Source organism: Streptomyces lonarensis, from assembly GCF_012033735.1.
Classification (GTDB): Bacteria; Actinomycetota; Actinomycetes; order Streptomycetales; family Streptomycetaceae; genus Streptomyces; species Streptomyces lonarensis.
Map to the genome: position 1 here is coordinate 1 of NZ_JAAVJD010000024.1, position 15,911 is coordinate 15,911.

A 15,911-nucleotide genomic window follows, 5' to 3' on the forward strand; every position below is an offset into this window, starting at 1 on the left:
CCGTAGTAGGGGGCGGGCGGGGCCAGCCCGGGGCCGTCGGCCTCGGCCAGCAGCTCGGCGAGGGCCTGTCGGGCGCCGGCGCCCGGGGCCGCGGCGGACGGGGCGGTGACGCCGCGGTCGGCGAGCCAGTGCGGGTCGGCCTCGGGGAGGTGGCCGGCGTCGAGTTCGTCCCAGGAGGTCAGGCAGTCGGAGCCGGTGAACCAGTGGTTGCCGAGCGGTTCGCGGACCCCGAGGTCGGTGAGGACGGCGGTGGGGACGCCTCGGCTCAGCGACTCCAGCGCGGCGGTCGAGCTGACGGTCACCAGCAGGTCGGTGGTGTCCAGCAGCTCCCCCATGTGCCCGTAGGCGAGGCGGACGTTGGCGGGGAGGCCGCCGCGGACGCGTGCGGCCAGGCGCTGGTAGGGCGTCTCCTCGACGTGGGTGGTGTGCTCGCCGGGGGCGCTGCGCAGCTTGAGGACGACCTCGCGGCCCGGGTGGCGGCGGGCGTGGCCGATCGCGCGGTCCAGCAGGTAGCGGCGGGCGGCGGGTCCGTCGGGGACGGAGGGCTGGACGGCGAAGACCACGCGGAACGGCCGGTCGCCGCGGGCGGCGGGCTCCGGGTCGTGCGGTGTGCCGCCGAGGAACGGCAGCGGCCAGGTGGCGACCGACCGGGCGTCGGCGCCGACCCCGGTGAGCGTCTCGCGGAAGCGGCGGGCGTCCCAGGGGGAGCCGGCGAGGAGCAGGTCGGCGCCGTGGCGCAGCAGCAGTCCCTCGGTGAGCTTCTCGTAGACGACGCCGCAGTAGCCGGTGACGAGGACCGGGCGCCGGGTGGTGTCGGGCCAGCGGCGGGCGAGCCCCTGGAGGACGGCCTGCACGGTGTGGCCGACGCAGGCGAGGACGAGCACGTCGTACGGCGCGGCGCGGTCGCCGCCGGCCGGGGCGGCCGGGGTGTGCACTGCCGGGGTGTGCGGGGCGGGCGGAACGGCGACCTCGTCGAGGAAGCCGGTGAGGGTGGTCTCGCGGGCGTCGTCGGCGGCGACCCCGGTGTCGGCGAGCTGCCGCGCGGTGGGAGTGGCGCGACCGCGGAGCAGCCGGGCGCCGACCTCCGCGCCGGGGGTGAGGGCGCGGGCGGTCAGCGCACCCCACTTCCAGCGGGTGTCGGAGTCGGCGAGCACTACTGCTCGCACCGGTGAATTCGGTGTCGCGGGCACAACTCGGAAGCTAGGCAGCCATTCGGCCTCTCGGACCAACGCGCCCGCAATGGAACATGAACAGCGGGTGGCCCGATTCCCAACTGGCCCAAGGAGAAAACCAATTAACCCGCGAAGGGTTCCCCGTTCACCTGCGGATCACTTTTCCGGCCGCCTCTCGGGCATTCCGTTCACCCGGAACGCCCGTCCGCTTCGCGGGGATGCCGGGTCCCGGCAACCGGGTGGGCCGCGCCGCCGGCACGCGGCCGGCGGACGCGACGGCCCGCCGCCCCTCGCGGGAGGGGCGGCGGGCCGGGTGGTGCGCGGCGGTGGCCGGTGCGGTCAGAAGCGCTCGGAGGGCACGTACGCGCCCCACACCTCGCGCAGCAGGTTGCAGACCTCACCGACGGTGGCGCGGGCGCGCAGCGCCTCCTTCATCGGGTACAGCACGTTGGCGTCCTGACCCTCCGCGGCGGTCCGCAGCTCGGCGAGGGCGGCGTCCACGGCGGCCTGGTCGCGCTCGGCGCGCAGCACCCGCAGCCGTTCGACCTGCTGGACCTCGATGGCGGGGTCGACCCGCAGCGGCTCGTAGGGCTCCTCCTCGTCGAGCTGGTACCGGTTGACGCCCACGACGACGCGCTCACCGGCGTCGGTGGCGAGCGCCTGCCGGTAGGCGCTGCGCTCGATCTCCATCTTCTGGTAGCCCTGCTCGATGGCCTCGACGGCGCCGCCGCGCTCCTCGACCTGCTCCATCAGCTCCAGGGCGGCGCGCTCGACGTCGTCGGTGAGGGACTCCACCACGTAGGAGCCGGCGAACGGGTCGACGGTGGCCGTCACGTCCGTCTCGTAGGCGAGGACCTGCTGGGTCCGCAGCGCGAGCCGGGCCGACTTGTCGGTGGGCAGCGCGATGGCCTCGTCGTAGGAGTTGGTGTGCAGCGACTGGGTCCCGCCGAGGACCGCGCCGAGCCCCTGGATGGCGACGCGGACCAGGTTCACCTCGGGCTGCTGCGCGGTGAGCTGGACGCCGGCGGTCTGGGTGTGGAACCGCAGCATCAGCGACTTGGGGTTCTTCGCGCCGAACTCCTCCTGCATGACGCGCGCCCAGATCCGGCGGGCGGCGCGGAATTTCGCGACCTCCTCCAGGATCGTGGTGCGGGAGACGAAGAAGAAGGAGAGCCGCGGTGCGAAATCGTCCACGTCCATTCCGGCCGCCACGGCGGTGCGGACGTACTGGATACCGTCGGCGAGAGTGAAGGCGATCTCCTGTGCGGGCGTCGCGCCCGCCTCGGCCATGTGGTAGCCGGAGATGGAGATGGTGTTCCACCGCGGGATCTCGGCGCGGCAGTACTTGAAGATGTCCGCGATCAGCCGCAGCGAGGGCTTGGGCGGGAAGATGTAGGTGCCGCGGGCGATGTACTCCTTGAGCACGTCGTTCTGGATGGTGCCGGTCAGCTTGTCGGCCGGCACCCCCTGCTCCTCGGCGACGAGCTGGTAGAGCAGGAGCAGCAGCGCGGCGGGGGCGTTGATCGTCATCGACGTGGACACCTTGTCCAGCGGGATGCCGCCGAAGAGCACCCGCATGTCGTCGATGGAGTCGATGGCGACGCCGACCTTGCCGACCTCGCCCTGGGCGAGGGGTGCGTCGGAGTCGTGGCCCATCTGGGTGGGCAGGTCGAACGCGACGGACAACCCCATGGTGCCGTTGGCGATCAGCTGCTTGTACCGGGCGTTGGACTCCGCGGCGGTACCGAACCCGGCGTACTGACGCATCGTCCAGGGGCGGCCGGTGTACATCGTGGGGTAGACGCCGCGGGTGTACGGATAGACGCCGGGGGCGCCCAGCCGCTCGTCCGCCTCCCACCCCTTCAGGGCCTCCGGGCCGTAGACCGGCTCGATCGGTGTGCCGGATTCGGACTCGCGCGCCATGCTCTGTCGTTGCCTTCCGCTCGGAATGCCGTGGTGCCGGGGCCTGCTCGGGAGAGGTGCCCCACGCCGGGACGTGTCGTTACGGATGGTCGCGGCCCCGAGGGATACGAACGACACGCCCTAGGACTGTAGCGAGCGGTGGGCGGGTGCGGGAGGTACGCAGGGTCCCCAACCGGGGGAGGCCGCCGCGGAGCGGGCACGCGGCTGCGGGCGGTGACGGCGGGCGCCGGTCACGGCCGGTGAGGTGCGCGGGCGGAGCGAGGGGGATACGCCCCGCCCGCGCCGGCCCCTGGGGTACGGGGGGAACCACGGGGGCCACAGCGGACCGATGACCAGTCGGTCCACTAGGTACAGCGTCCCAGACCGCCGCCGCGTTACGAAGGGCAGGTCGTGTTTTCCGGCCGGGATTCGCCGGTCGGGCCGTGCGACGGCTCCGTGCGCGCCGCGTGACCGCGCGTACCGCTCTCCGCTGCCGGAGGGCGGCGCTGTTCCGGCAGGGGCGGGTGGGGCGGGCGCGCGGGGTGGGACGGCGGTGCGTGCCCGGGGTGGTCCGTGGGGTGCGGCGCGTACGCCGGTGCGGTCCGGTAGCCGGCCGGTACCGGCCCGATCAGGTGCTCCACGGGGCTCGCGCGGGGCGCGCGCCGTCGTTGCTCGGCCACTGCCACCGGCTCATGGGAGCGCTCCCCGTGGGGGTGGGAGCGCTCCCCCGGCGCACGGTTGCGCTCCCCGGTCGGCTGGATGTACTCGGCCACGCGTCGTACCGGGGCGGCCACCGCGCCCGCCGCGACGGGCCCGGCGCCCGGGACGGGGTGCCGGGCGTCGAGGAGCTCCGCCAGGCGGCGCAGCCCCCGGTGGGCGGCGGTCCGGACCGCGCCCGGCCGCCGGCCGAGCACACCGGCGGCACGCGCGGTGTCGAGCCCCAGCACGGTGCGCAGCACCACCGCCTCCGCCTGCTCACGCGGCAGCCGCCCGACCAGCGCGAAGGTGTCGGTGGTGCCCAGCGCGGCGATCGCCTCCTCGGCGGTGTCGGCGCGCGAGGGCATCTCCCCCAGGGCGGTCTCGTCGAGCGGGTCGGCCGGGCGCCGCGCCCGGGAGCGGAGGTGGTCCAGCGCCCGGTTGCGCGCGATCCGGGTGGTCCAGCCGCGGAAACGGTCGGCGTCGCCGTCGAACCGGTGGAGGTCCCGCGCGATGTGCAGCCAGGTCTCGGCGGCGACGTCCTCCGCGTCGGGATCGGCGACGATGGTGCGCACGTAACCCAGCAGCCGCGGGTGCAGCGCCCGGAAGAGCGTGCGGAAGGCCGCGTCGTCCCCGGTGCGGGCCGCGCACAGCGCGGCCGTCAGCTCTTCGTCTTCCCCCAGCACGTCCCCGCCCCTCCTCGCACGTCCCCGGCCCCGGCCGGTCACTGTGCGTCTCCCGGGAACGAACGCTACGCGAGCCGGGCGAACCCGTCCATCCCGGTCGGCGGGCCCGGCATCGCCCGGCAACTCGGCCCTCGGCGAACGCGGTTGCCCGAAACAGGGGCGTCCGGTGAGGCGGTAACGGATTCCGGGGGCGGGACGCTGTACTCGGTGGGGGCGGGCGCCGCGGGGCCCGTCACCGAGCGGCGGCCGGGGTCTCTCCTGTGGGGGGTGGCGGCCCCGGCTGCCTGCCTGCCGCCGCGCCCGCCGGGGCGCCGGCCCGGGAGCACAGCGCCGCCCGCCGCACCGCCTCGGCTCAGGTCCGGACGCCGGCCTCCAGCCGGTCGGCCAGGGCGGTGAACTCCTCCCAGCTCAGCTCCGGCTCGTCCGGGTTCCACAGCTTCTGCGAGGTCGCGTGGAGCGGCAGCCGGATGCCGTCGGCCACCTCCTCGACGCTCTGCCGGTCGGCGAGGTCGCACCAGACGGCGAACCGGCCGCCCAGGATGTTCTCCGGGCCGCCGAGCGCGGGGTCGACCGGCTCGCTCCCGCGCAGCACCTCCGGGGTCCACTCCTCGTAGATGCGCTCGCCCGTCGGGTAGACGAAGCCCACCGGCTCGCCCAGGACGTAGTAGAGGTACTCGCTGCTCATGTTGATCAGCTGCCAGCCGCCCTCCAGGTACTCCTCCGGTGGACGGGCGCCGATCTCGCGGCCGGTCCAGTAGGTGACCTCCCGCTCGGCGTCGGGCTGGATCGCCCCGCCGGCGTGCATGCCGTCGTTCCAGACCTGCGGCAGCCGCTCCAGGTCGCGGGCGGTGTCCGCCCGGTCGTTCAACCAGCGGGTGGCGAGGTCCTGGACGGTCCCCTCGGAGCCGAACTCCTCACGCGCCGCGGCCGCCAGCCCGGGGAAGGACGCCTGCGGGTCGCGGTAGTAGAGCGCGCCGTACTCGTCACCGCCCAGGTGCCAGTAGGGGCCGGGGAACAGCTGCGCGAACTCGCGCGTCAGGCCGTCGATCAGCTCGCCCGCCCGCTCCTGCGAGATGTCGATCGCGCCCCGGACCGGCTCGCCGTCCCGGTCGAGCAGCCGCAGGTCGGGATAGGCGTTGAGCACCGCGCCGAGGTGGCCGGGCGAGTCGATCTCGGGGATCACGGTGATGTGCAGCGACTCCGCCAGCGCCAGGATGCGCCGCACCTCGTCCTTGGTCAGGTGCTCCTCGGAGACGACCTCGGGGTACTCCTCGCTCTCGATGCGGAACCCCTGGTCGTCGCTGAAGTGCAGCTGCAGCTGGTTGAACTTGAGGTCGCCCATCTGCCGCAGCCGGTCCTCGATCCACTCCGCCGGGAAGTGCTTGCGGGCGATGTCCAGCATGAAGCCGCGCTGCGGCCGGTCCGGCACGTCCCGGACCTCGCCCTCGGCGACACCGCCCAGCTCCTGCACCGACTGCACCAGGGTGCGGGTGCCGTAGAAGACCCCGGCGTCGTGCGAGCCGGTGATGGTGAGGACGCCGTCGCGGCTGGTGAGGGTGTACTCCTCGCGGTCCAGCGCCGAGTCCGGGTCCACCCGCAGCAGCACGTCGCCCAGCAGCGCCTCGTCCCCCTCCACCACGGGGACGGACAGCTCGTCCGCGAGCCGCTCGGCCTCGTCGTCCAGCACGCCGTCGAGCACCGCGACGACCCGGGTGTCCGGGGTGACCGCCCAGCCGCTGCCGTCCGCGGGCTCCCAGGATCGGACCGCCGGGATCGCCCGGGGCGCCTCCTGCGGCCCGGAGGGCTGCACCCGCGGTTCCTCCGGGGTCGGCGGCGGGGACGCCACCGGCTCCCCGTTCTCCGCGGAGGGGTCGGGACCGAACACGACCACGCCGAGCGCGACGAGCACCACCATGGCGGCCACGACGCCACCGATCACTACACGAGCCATGGGTCGACCGTAGCGACCCCGGCCGACAAGTGATCACCGGAAGGGGTCCGTCCGGCGCAGCGCCGCGCCCGGGAGCGCGGCCGGCCGGCACCCCGCCGAAGGGCCCGGCGGCCCCGCCGGACGCGCCGCCCGGGCCTCACCCATCCGTGCCTGATTGCTCACACCTGAGCCCCCGGGTCCGAGAGGCCCGGAAGCCGTCGATACGATATCGCCCGGCCGGTGGACCGTACCCGGCTCGGGACCGGCGGCCTCCGCGAGGCGGTGACACCGGCACCCGCTCCCGACATTCGGCTCCCGGAGGGTATTTCCGTGCCGGCAGGAACGCTGTACCGCGGCCGGGAAGGCATGTGGTCATGGGTGGCTCATCGAGTCACCGGTGTCCTCGTTTTCTTCTTCCTGTTCGTCCATGTACTCGACACCGCGCTCGTCCGCGTCTCACCCGAGGCGTACGACGACACTGTCGCGGTCTACAAGACCCCGCTCGTGGCCTTCATGGAGTACGGCCTCGTCGCGGCCGTCCTCTTCCACGCGCTCAACGGCCTGCGTGTCATCGCGGTCGACTTCTGGAGCAAGGGCGCTCGCTACCAGAAGCAGCTGCTGTGGAGCGTCATGGGGCTGTGGGGCCTGCTGATGGCCGGTGCCGCGTACCCGGTTCTGTCGCACGCCTTCCGTGAGCTGTTCGGGAGCTGATCGAGATGACCACCGAAAACACCACCACCGCCGCCTCGGGCACCACCGCGGTCGAGGGCGAGCGCTACTCGCCCGAGAACCCCGCGCCGGTGATCGAGCCGCCCCGCGCGCGCACCACGCGGACCCCGCGGTCCACCCGCACCAACTTCGAGCTGTACGGCTGGCTGTTCATGCGGCTGTCCGGCATCCTCCTCGTCTTCCTGGTCATCGGTCACCTGCTGATCCAGCTCGTGCTGGACGGCGGCGTCTCCAAGGTCAGCTTCGCGTTCGTCGCGGGTCGCTGGGCCTCGCCGTTCTGGATGGCGTGGGACCTGATCATGCTCTGGCTGGCCATGCTGCACGGCGCCAACGGCATGCGGACGATCATCAACGACTACGCGCAGCGCGACAACACCCGCTTCTGGCTGAAGGTGCTGCTGTACACGGCGACGACCTTCACCATCCTGCTGGGCACGCTGGTGATCTTCACCTTCGACCCGAACATCCGCTGACGCACCGGGGCTGACGAGACAGATGCAGATCCACAAGTACGACACCGTCATCGTCGGTGCGGGCGGCGCCGGTATGCGTGCCGCCATCGAGGCCACCAAGCGCAGCCGCACCGCCGTACTGACGAAGCTCTACCCCACCCGGTCCCACACCGGCGCGGCACAGGGCGGCATGGCCGCCGCCCTGGCCAACGTCGAGGAGGACAACTGGGAGTGGCACACCTTCGACACCGTCAAGGGCGGCGACTTCCTGGTCGACCAGGACGCCGCGGAGATCCTGGCCAAGGAGGCCATCGACTCCGTCCTCGACCTGGAGAAGATGGGCCTGCCGTTCAACCGGACCCCGGACGGCACCATCGACCAGCGCCGGTTCGGCGGCCACACCCGCAACCACGGTGAGGCGCCCGTGCGCCGCTCCTGCTACGCGGCGGACCGCACCGGCCACATGATCCTCCAGACGCTGTACCAGGTCTGCGTGAAGGAGGGCGTGGAGTTCTACAACGAGTTCTACGTCCTGGACGTCCTCCTCAACGAGGTGGACGGCGTCCGCAAGGCCGCCGGCGTCGTCGCGCTGGAGCTGGCCACCGGCGAACTGCACGTCTTCCAGGCGAAGTCGATCGTCTTCGCCTCGGGCGGCAACGGCAAGTTCTACAAGGTGTCCTCCAACGCCCACACCCTCACCGGCGACCTGCAGGCCGCCGCGTTCCGCCGGGGCATCCCGCTGGAGGACATGGAGTTCTTCCAGTTCCACCCGACCGGCATCTGGAAGATGGGCATCCTCCTCACCGAGGGCGCCCGCGGTGAGGGCGGCATCCTCCGCAACAAGGACGGCGAGCGCTTCATGGAGCGCTACGCCCCCACGATCAAGGACCTCGCGCCGCGGGACATGGTCTCGCGCTCGATCTACACCGAGATCCGCGAGGGCCGGGGCTGCGGTCCGGACGCCGACCACGTCTACCTGGACCTCACCCACCTGCCGCCGGAGCAGCTGGACGCGAAGCTGCCGGACATCACCGAGTTCGCCCGCACCTACCTGGGCATCGAGCCGTACACGGACCCGATCCCGATCCAGCCGACCGCGCACTACGCGATGGGCGGCCTGCCGACCAACGTGCGCGGCGAGGTGCTGGCCAACAACACCGACGTGATCCCCGGCCTGTACGCCGCCGGCGAGGTCGCCTGCGTGTCGGTCCACGGCGCCAACCGCCTGGGCACCAACTCGCTGCTCGACATCAACGTCTTCGGCCGGCGTGCGGGCATCGCCGCCGCCGAGTACGCGGCGACCGCCGACTACGTGGACCTGCCGGAGGACCCGCAGTCCTTCGTCGCCGGCCAGGTCGAGATGCTGCGCGACGCCACGGGCTCCGAGCGGGTCGTGGAGATCCGCAACGAGCTGCAGGAGACCATGGACAAGAACGCCATGGTCTTCCGCACCGAGGAGACGCTGCGGGAGGCCCGCGACACCATCGCGGCGCTGCGCAAGCGCTACAAGGACATCTCGGTCCAGGACAAGGGCAAGCGGTTCAACACCGACCTGCTGGAGGCCATCGAGCTGGGCAACCTGCTCGACCTGGCCGAGGTGCTGGTCGTCTCCGCCCTGGCCCGGAAGGAGTCCCGCGGCGGTCACTACCGCGAGGACTACCCGGACCGCGACGACGTCAACTTCATGCGCCACACCATGGCGTACCGCGAGGTCGACACCGAGGGCACCGACTCGATCCGGCTGGACTACAAGCCGGTCGTCCAGACCCGCTACCAGCCGATGGAGCGTAAGTACTGATGAGCACCGCCACCGTCGAGAAGCCGGAGGCCGGCGCCGCCGACAGCGCCGCCTCGCACAAGATCACGGTCACCTTCCGCATCCGCCGGTTCAACCCGGAGGTCTCCGCGGACGCGTCCTGGCAGGACTTCGTGATCGACATCGACCCGAAGGAGCGCGTCCTGGACGCGCTGCACCAGATCAAGTGGGAGGAGGACGGCACCCTGACGTTCCGCCGTTCCTGCGCCCACGGGATCTGCGGTTCGGACGCCATGCGCATCAACGGCCGCAACCGGCTGGCGTGCAAGACGCTGATCAAGGACCTGAACCCGGCCAAGCCGATCACCGTCGAGGCGATCAAGGGCCTGACCGTGCTCAAGGACCTCATCGTCGACATGGAGCCGTTCTTCCAGGCGTACCGCGACGTGATGCCGTTCCTGATCACCAGCGGGAACGAGCCGACGCGCGAGCGCCGGCAGTCGGCCGCGGACCGCGAGCGGTTCGACGACACCACCAAGTGCATCCTGTGCGCCGCGTGCACCTCGTCGTGCCCGGTGTTCTGGAACGACGGCCAGTACTTCGGCCCGGCGGCGATCGTCAACGCGCACCGCTTCATCTTCGACTCGCGTGACGAGGCCGGGGAGCAGCGGCTGGAGATCCTGAACGACAAGGACGGTGTGTGGCGCTGCCGCACCACGTTCAACTGCACCGACGCCTGCCCCCGCGGCATCGAGGTCACCAAGGCCATCGCCGAGGTGAAGCAGGCGCTGATCACCCGGCGCTTCTAGGGCGACCGGCCGGTGCGCACGCGCACCGGCCGAACGGCGGCGGGCCGCAGGGAGAGTTCTCTCTGCGGCCCGCCGCCGTTCCGGTGCTCGGCCGCCCGCCGGGGCCGGGAGAGCCCGCGGTCGCCCGCCGTCCGGACGTCTCCCGGCGGCGGTTGTCGGTGGGGCGCGCTAGCGTGCCCGGCATGACGGAATTCGTACTCGTGCCCGGTGCGTGGCTCGGCGCCTGGGCCTGGGCGGAGGTCGCCCCGGCGCTGCGGACCGCCGGCCACGGCGCGCTGCCACTGACGCTGGGCGGCCTGGCGGAGCGCGGCGGGGAGTCGGCCGGGCAGCAGGACCACGTCGCCGACATCGTGGGCGCGGTCGAGCGGCTGGACCTCCGGGACGTCGTCCTGGTGGGGCACAGCTACTCGGGGATCCCGGTCGGTCAGGCGGCGGAGCGGATCGGCGGGCGGCTGCGGCGGGTGGTGTACGTGGACGCGACCGTCCCGGTCGACGGTCAGTCCTTCGTGGACTCCTGGCCGGGTGGCCGCGCGCTGGTGGAGCCGGCGCTGGCGGGCCACGACGGCCGGTGGCCGCCGCCCGCGGCGGCCGACTACGCGGGGCAGGGCCTGGACGCCGAGTCCGTGGAACGGCTGGTGGTGGGGGGCACGCCGCACCCGGGCGCCACGCTGACGGAACCGGCCCGGCTGTCCCACCCGGCGGGCGGCCTGCCCGCCACGTACGTGAAGTGCCTGCTGGACGGCGACGAGCCCCCGGCGCCCGCGGCCGAGCCGCTCGCAGCGGGCCGGTGGCGGATGGTCCGGTTGGAGACCGGTCACTGGCCGATGCTGTCGGCCCCGGCGGAGCTGGCCCGGGTCCTGCTGGAGGCAGCGGAGGAGAGCTGAGGCGGCCGGGGGCGTCGATGGCCCCCGGGGGCTTAGCGCCCGGTGAGGACCAGCTCGTCACCCTCCGGGCCGTCCTCCGGGCCTCGTGCGCCGTCGGTGGGCGGGGTCGCCGGGGCCGCATCACTCAGGCGCCGCAGTACGCCCCAGGCGACGCACCCGGTGACGGCCCCCCAGACGGCGAGTCCCGCGGAGAACGCCACGACGGTCCGGAAGCACCATGCCGCGAGTGACCACCCGTCGAATCCGGAGAACTCCGGGTAGGTGGTGAACTGGGCGTAGGACCCGAGGGTGTGCGCGACGCTACCGGCGACGACCGAGACCCAGACGCCGGTGACCGCGAGGGCCTGCGGGGTGCGTTCGGTGATCCGCGGCAGAACCAGCCGGAACAGCAGCGCGAACAGCAGGACGTACAGAACCGCGCCGACCAGGTGGGCCAGCCGGTCCAGAACTGCCGGGGCGTCCGGCGCGAGAAGGCCGATCGACCAACGGGTCGGCACCAGGAAACGCCCCAGCAGCGCCCACGGGTCCGAGGGGTCGCCGGACAACCACGGGGGCTCCGCCTCGGCCGCTCCCCCGACGCCGGCCACCACGGCCAGCGTCACGGTGGCCGCGCCCACCGCACCCCGGCGCGCGCGAGCGGACGGAGGCGGCGTCGGCGCGGCAGGTGGCGGCAGGGCAAGGGTCGGCCCCGGAACAGCCTCCGCCGCCCGGTCGGGCCCGTCGCCCTCGCGGACCGCGGAACCGGCGGGTGCCCGCCGGTCGATCAGCGTGCGGACCGCCCACGAGGTCGAGGCCACCAGGACGGCGACCGGCAGCGCCAACAGGGTGGGCAGCGCCAACGCGTCGTAGGAGTCGAGGACGACGGCCGACCTCTGGTCCGCGCCCGGCGGCGCGGCCATCACCACCACCGCCACCGTGCTCAGTACCGCCGCGGGCGCCACCGCGGCCCAGCAGGCGACTGCCGCCCACGCGGCGTGACGCGGCAGCGCCGGCAGGTACCGCAGCGCGAGCCGGCAGCCCAAGGCGAACAGCACCCCCAGCAGCAGGCCGCGGGTCGACACCCACTCCGCTCCCGGGTGTCCGAAGATCCCGAGCGCGGTCGCCGCGTCGGGCAAGGTCGGCGGCCCAGGGGCCCACGCGGCCAGCCACGGTGCCGCCCAGGCGGCGCCCCCCTGTTCGGAGCTCACGAGCGCGTCGACCCGGTCGACGGTCGCCACCAGCCACACCGCGACGACGAGCACGACACCGCCGAGCACCGATGCCGCCCAGTCGGCGACGCGACGGTCCGCAACGAACTTCCGCATACATCCCCCCGGGAGCAGCAGGGCTGCGCCCCTCACCGGTCGGCACGCGTGCCGCGCGAGGCCCTGCCGCCCCGCCCGGCCGCCCCCGGTGTTCCCGTATCCGCAGTGTGCCCGCCCCCGCAGCCGACGGAACGTCGCCGCCGGTTCAGAGCTGTTACGGGTCCTCCACCGCCTCGCCGCGCGCTCTGACGTAATCTCGTAGCGGGCACCGTGGGCCGTTCCGCGGCGCGGCAGTGCAGTGGGGGGTTACGGATGAACCAGGGCGATCCGCACGGCTACCAGTGGGGGCCGAACGGGCAGCAGTCGCAGCAGCCGGCCGCGCCGCCCGTCGACCTGACGAAGGGCCCCTACCCGGCGCAGGGCGGCTACGGCACGCCGCAGCCGAACGCGCAGGGCGGGCAGCCCGGCCCCTATGCGCCGGGGGCGTACGACGCCGGCTCCCCGTCGCAGGCGCCCATGGCACCGCAGGGTCAGCAGGGCGCGCCGCTGCTGTACATCGGCGACATCACGGTGATGCCGGACGCGATCCTGACCCCCGCCGGGCCGATGCCGTTGCGCGGGGCGGTGTGGACGTTCAACGACCTCTCCCGCACCGAGAAGTCCATCACCACCACCGGCATCGTCCTGGCCTGCGTCTTCGCGGTGTTCTGCCTGCTCGGTCTGTTGTTCCTGCTGATGCGCGAGGACCGCACCACGGGCTACATCCAGGTGGGTGTGACGTCGGGCGGCCGCCACCACTCGACGATGATCCCCGCCACCACCCCGCACGCCGGCCCTGCCATCGCCCACCAGGTCGCCTGGCTCCGCTCCATCAGCGCCTGAACCCGCCGGGCGACGGGCCGTGGGGGCGGTGCTGCGATCGTTTCGCCGGTCAGACGTCGTGCCGCCACCGCAGCGCGGGGTGGCCGTCGATCCAGGCCCAGGCCCCGCTCCTGCCGGCGCCCGTTCGGGGTGTGTTCTTCTCCCGTCTCCGGGAGACCGCCGAATCCGCGATACAGGCCGGGGACGACGGACTGCTCCTTCACCGCCAGGCCCTCTACCTCTGCAGCTACAAGCGAACCTCCGCGGCGGTCTCGTGGTTTAGGCGGCAGGCGCTGCACAGCAGCCGCAACCAGCTCCCCACGCCGGGTTGGAACCCTCGCTGGTCCACAGCACGCTCAACCGCCGCTGCCCTGACACGACTCGGTGACCGCGAGCCACTGATGGAGTTCATCGACCGGAGCGTTGCGGGCAACGAGTCCGCCGAACGTGCGAACCTCAACTACTGGGCCTACTGGTTCGGTGCCATCCGCGACGCGCAGCCGGGTGACCGCTTCATGCGTCGCGAGGCAGTCGGCTGGGACCCCGTCCGCCTCCTGCACGGCCTGGCGAGCGGCCTGCACCAGGCTCCGGCCTACCGGGAGCTGTACGTCCACTCGCTGTGGGCGGTGCTGACCACCAACCGGTGGCTGCCACAGGCAGCCCCTGCCCTGGCGGACAGCCTGGCAGCCCACGCGGTGCAGCTTCTCGATCGCGGCGGGATCCCCCGAAGAGCCAGGCGGGAGCTGAGTGCTGTGCATTACGTTCTAGGCGAGAACCGCGCGTGACACATCGGAGGGCACCTTCATGGCGGACACGGAGCAGGAGCAGGCAGCGGGGACCGCGGGCTTCCTGCTGGAGATGGGAATGCTCAAGCGCGCCAAGCGTTCCGGCTGGTGGATCGCCAGGGTGAAGGACCCCGAGACCATCGCCGAGCACAGCTTCCGGACCGCTCTCATCGGCTCCGTCCTCGCCATGATGGAAGGCGCCGACCCGGCCAGGACAGCCTTGCTGGGCCTGTGGCACGACACCCAGGAGACCCGCGTCGGCGACATCCCGCACATCGGTCGCCGCTACCTCGACGCCGCTGACAATCAGTCCGTCACCGCGGACCAGCTCGCCGACGCACATCCGGCCGTGCGCAGCGAGGCCCGGCGGATCGTCGACGACTACGAGAACGGCGATTCCCTCGAGGTCGCCTGCGCCCGCGACGCCGACAAGCTGGAGTGCCTCATCCAAGCCGTCGAGTACCGCGAACAAGGCTGCTCGAACGTCCAGCCGTGGATCGACAGCAGCCTCGCCAAGCTCAGGACAGCTTCGGCACGGTCTCTCGCCGAAGCAGCTCTCACGATGAACTCGACGACATGGCAGCAGACCTTCCTGCGCTGACGCACAGGCGCATGGACAGTGGTCGCGGGACTGCCGTGGGCTCTCAGGCCGGGCGCAGCGTCAGGGTGAGGAATCCGAGAGTTCCCCGGTAGCCGCCGAGCCAGGCGTCGCGGTGCTCCCGTGCGGTCGCGGCGGCTTCGGCGGCGGACGGGTGGTCGGGGTGGTCGAGCGCCCAGCGGGCCAGGGAGCCGGTCCAGGACCACTCGTAGTCGTCCCACTCCTCGGCGGTGCTGACGTGGCCGTACACGGGGACCCACCCGGCGTCGGTGACACGGCGCACGGTGCCGGGCAGATCGTCGTAAGCGTCCGGGCCGCAACCGAGGGCGGTCAGGGCCGCCGCGTCCGGTTGCCGTTCCCAGAACCCCTCCCCCACGACGACCGTGCCGCCGTCCGCCAGGTGGCTGTGAGCCGCCTCCAGCGTGGGTAGCAGGCCGCCGAAGGCGTGGGTCGCGCCGACGCAGAGCACCGTGCCGGCGGGACGGTCGGAGACGTGCAGCGCGGCGTCCTCGCGGACCAGCCGCAGCCGGTCCGCGACACCTTCTCGCTCGGCCGCGCGTCGGCCGACGGCCAGGCCGGGCTCGTCGAGGTCGATGCCGACCGCGGTGGCCTCGGGGCGGGCGGCCAGTGCTCGCCGGAGCCAGACCGCCTCCCCGCAGCCGAGGTCGAGCAGCCGCACGGCGCGGTCACGGGGGACGGCGCGGTCGAGGATCACCGCCACGGCGCGGTCCGACAACGGCGCCGCGACGGGGTGGTCGGCGTGGGTCACCGTGTGCCGGTGGTAGGCGTCCATGGGCGCATCGTCACACCGCCGCAGCCTCCCGCGCAGCCGATTTCCGCGGAGCCGCTCAGCAATCGTCGGCCACAGAACCGCCCGACCCGCAGGCTGGAGCTGCGCGTCGCGCCGACGTCAACTGCGGACGAGGCCCGTTCAGCTCGTGAGGTCGCGGCGCTTCACGACCGCCACGAACGCGGACCAGGCCGCGTGCTCGACCAGCAGCACCGCGCCACCGGGCACCTTCGAGTCGCGCACGGGCACCACCGACGGCACCCCGTCGGCGACCTCCAGGCAGTTGCCACCGTTGTCCCCGCTGAAGGTGGACGTGCGCCAGGCGGTGGCGGCGGGCAGGTGCACCTCGGTCATGTCAGGTCCTCCCGTACGGAGCCGATCAGCGCCACCGGCCCCTCGGGCGGGAGCGCCGTTACAACGGGGCTACCCATCTCCCCTGCTGTGGCACACGCTTGGGGCGTTCAACGCCGCCGTGCGCGCTACCGCACCGGACCGGCACCGACGCGCGAACCCGTACCGAGCGCACCGCCGACCGGAGGCCCCACGGACCTACACGGTCCACCCAGCCCGGGTCCTGAAAGCGAATGTCGTTCGCTCCGCCGAAATCCGGCATGGTG

At 72.9% G+C, this 15,911-nt stretch carries 14 protein-coding genes and 1 pseudogene; 8 read left to right on the forward strand and 7 right to left on the reverse strand.

Annotation, left to right across the window (positions count from 1 at the left end; translation table 11 throughout):
* From HCN56_RS05470 to HCN56_RS05485, 4 genes and pseudogenes are all read right to left on the reverse strand, one after another.
* On the reverse strand, positions 1-1,190 hold a 1,190-nt coding region (locus HCN56_RS05470; RefSeq protein ID WP_312871064.1), incomplete at its 3' end, for a DUF6716 putative glycosyltransferase.
* A 321-nt stretch (positions 1,191-1,511) separates the two neighbouring features.
* The gene (locus HCN56_RS05475; protein WP_209312387.1) at positions 1,512-3,095 is read right to left on the reverse strand and encodes an acyl-CoA mutase large subunit family protein; all 1,584 of its coding nucleotides are present in this window, start codon (positions 3,093-3,095) and stop codon (positions 1,512-1,514) included.
* 794 nt (positions 3,096-3,889) lie between these two features.
* Positions 3,890-4,456: pseudogene (locus HCN56_RS26200) on the reverse strand (RNA polymerase sigma factor); the annotation flags it as partial.
* Positions 4,457-4,808: 352 nt separating this feature from the next.
* Positions 4,809-6,407 (reverse strand): beta-N-acetylhexosaminidase, encoded by a 1,599-nt coding sequence (locus HCN56_RS05485; protein ID WP_245245952.1) that lies wholly within the window; start codon positions 6,405-6,407, stop codon positions 4,809-4,811.
* Positions 6,408-6,716: 309 nt separating this feature from the next.
* Here HCN56_RS05485 and sdhC point away from each other — a divergent pair, with 309 nt between their 5' ends.
* From sdhC to HCN56_RS05510, 5 genes are all read left to right on the forward strand, one after another.
* Complete coding sequence (gene sdhC, locus HCN56_RS05490) at positions 6,717-7,097, forward strand: succinate dehydrogenase, cytochrome b556 subunit (RefSeq protein ID WP_167933117.1); 381 nt, start codon at positions 6,717-6,719, stop codon at positions 7,095-7,097.
* Positions 7,098-7,102: 5 nt separating this feature from the next.
* Positions 7,103-7,588, forward strand: a complete 486-nt coding sequence (locus tag HCN56_RS05495) for a succinate dehydrogenase hydrophobic membrane anchor subunit (RefSeq protein ID WP_167968336.1) — start codon at positions 7,103-7,105, stop codon at positions 7,586-7,588.
* A gap of 22 nt (positions 7,589-7,610) precedes the next feature.
* Entirely contained in the window at positions 7,611-9,365 is a 1,755-nt protein-coding gene (gene sdhA, locus HCN56_RS05500) for a succinate dehydrogenase flavoprotein subunit (protein ID WP_167968337.1), read from the forward strand.
* Positions 9,365-10,132: a succinate dehydrogenase iron-sulfur subunit gene (locus tag HCN56_RS05505; protein WP_167968338.1), complete on the forward strand. Its 768-nt coding sequence runs from the start codon at positions 9,365-9,367 to the stop codon at positions 10,130-10,132. Before sdhA ends, HCN56_RS05505 begins: the two co-directional genes overlap by 1 nt.
* 182 nt (positions 10,133-10,314) lie before the next feature.
* Positions 10,315-11,016, forward strand: a complete 702-nt coding sequence (locus tag HCN56_RS05510) for an alpha/beta fold hydrolase (protein ID WP_167968339.1) — start codon at positions 10,315-10,317, stop codon at positions 11,014-11,016.
* A 32-nt stretch (positions 11,017-11,048) separates the two neighbouring features.
* Here the strand turns inward: HCN56_RS05510 and HCN56_RS05515 are convergent, their stop codons facing one another.
* Positions 11,049-12,320, reverse strand: a complete 1,272-nt coding sequence (locus HCN56_RS05515; protein WP_167968340.1) for a hypothetical protein — start codon at positions 12,318-12,320, stop codon at positions 11,049-11,051.
* 252 nt (positions 12,321-12,572) lie between these two features.
* Here HCN56_RS05515 and HCN56_RS05520 point away from each other — a divergent pair, with 252 nt between their 5' ends.
* The 3 genes from HCN56_RS05520 to HCN56_RS05530 all read left to right on the forward strand — a co-directional run bounded on the left by HCN56_RS05520 (position 12,573) and on the right by HCN56_RS05530 (position 14,507).
* A complete protein-coding gene (locus HCN56_RS05520; RefSeq protein ID WP_167968341.1) occupies positions 12,573-13,142 on the forward strand; it encodes a hypothetical protein in 570 nt (189 codons plus the stop codon).
* A gap of 131 nt (positions 13,143-13,273) precedes the next feature.
* Positions 13,274-13,906 (forward strand): hypothetical protein, encoded by a 633-nt coding sequence (locus tag HCN56_RS05525; protein ID WP_167968342.1) that lies wholly within the window; start codon positions 13,274-13,276, stop codon positions 13,904-13,906.
* A gap of 19 nt (positions 13,907-13,925) precedes the next feature.
* Positions 13,926-14,507, forward strand: coding sequence for an HD domain-containing protein (locus tag HCN56_RS05530; protein WP_167968343.1), 582 nt, complete (start codon positions 13,926-13,928; stop codon positions 14,505-14,507).
* 43 nt (positions 14,508-14,550) lie between these two features.
* Here HCN56_RS05530 and HCN56_RS05535 read toward each other — a convergent pair whose 3' ends face one another.
* Positions 14,551-15,297, reverse strand: a complete 747-nt coding sequence (locus HCN56_RS05535) for an SAM-dependent methyltransferase (protein WP_167968344.1) — start codon at positions 15,295-15,297, stop codon at positions 14,551-14,553.
* A 138-nt stretch (positions 15,298-15,435) separates the two neighbouring features.
* Complete coding sequence (locus HCN56_RS05540) at positions 15,436-15,648, reverse strand: DUF397 domain-containing protein (RefSeq protein WP_167968345.1); 213 nt, start codon at positions 15,646-15,648, stop codon at positions 15,436-15,438.
* Positions 15,649-15,911 lie beyond the last annotated feature (263 nt).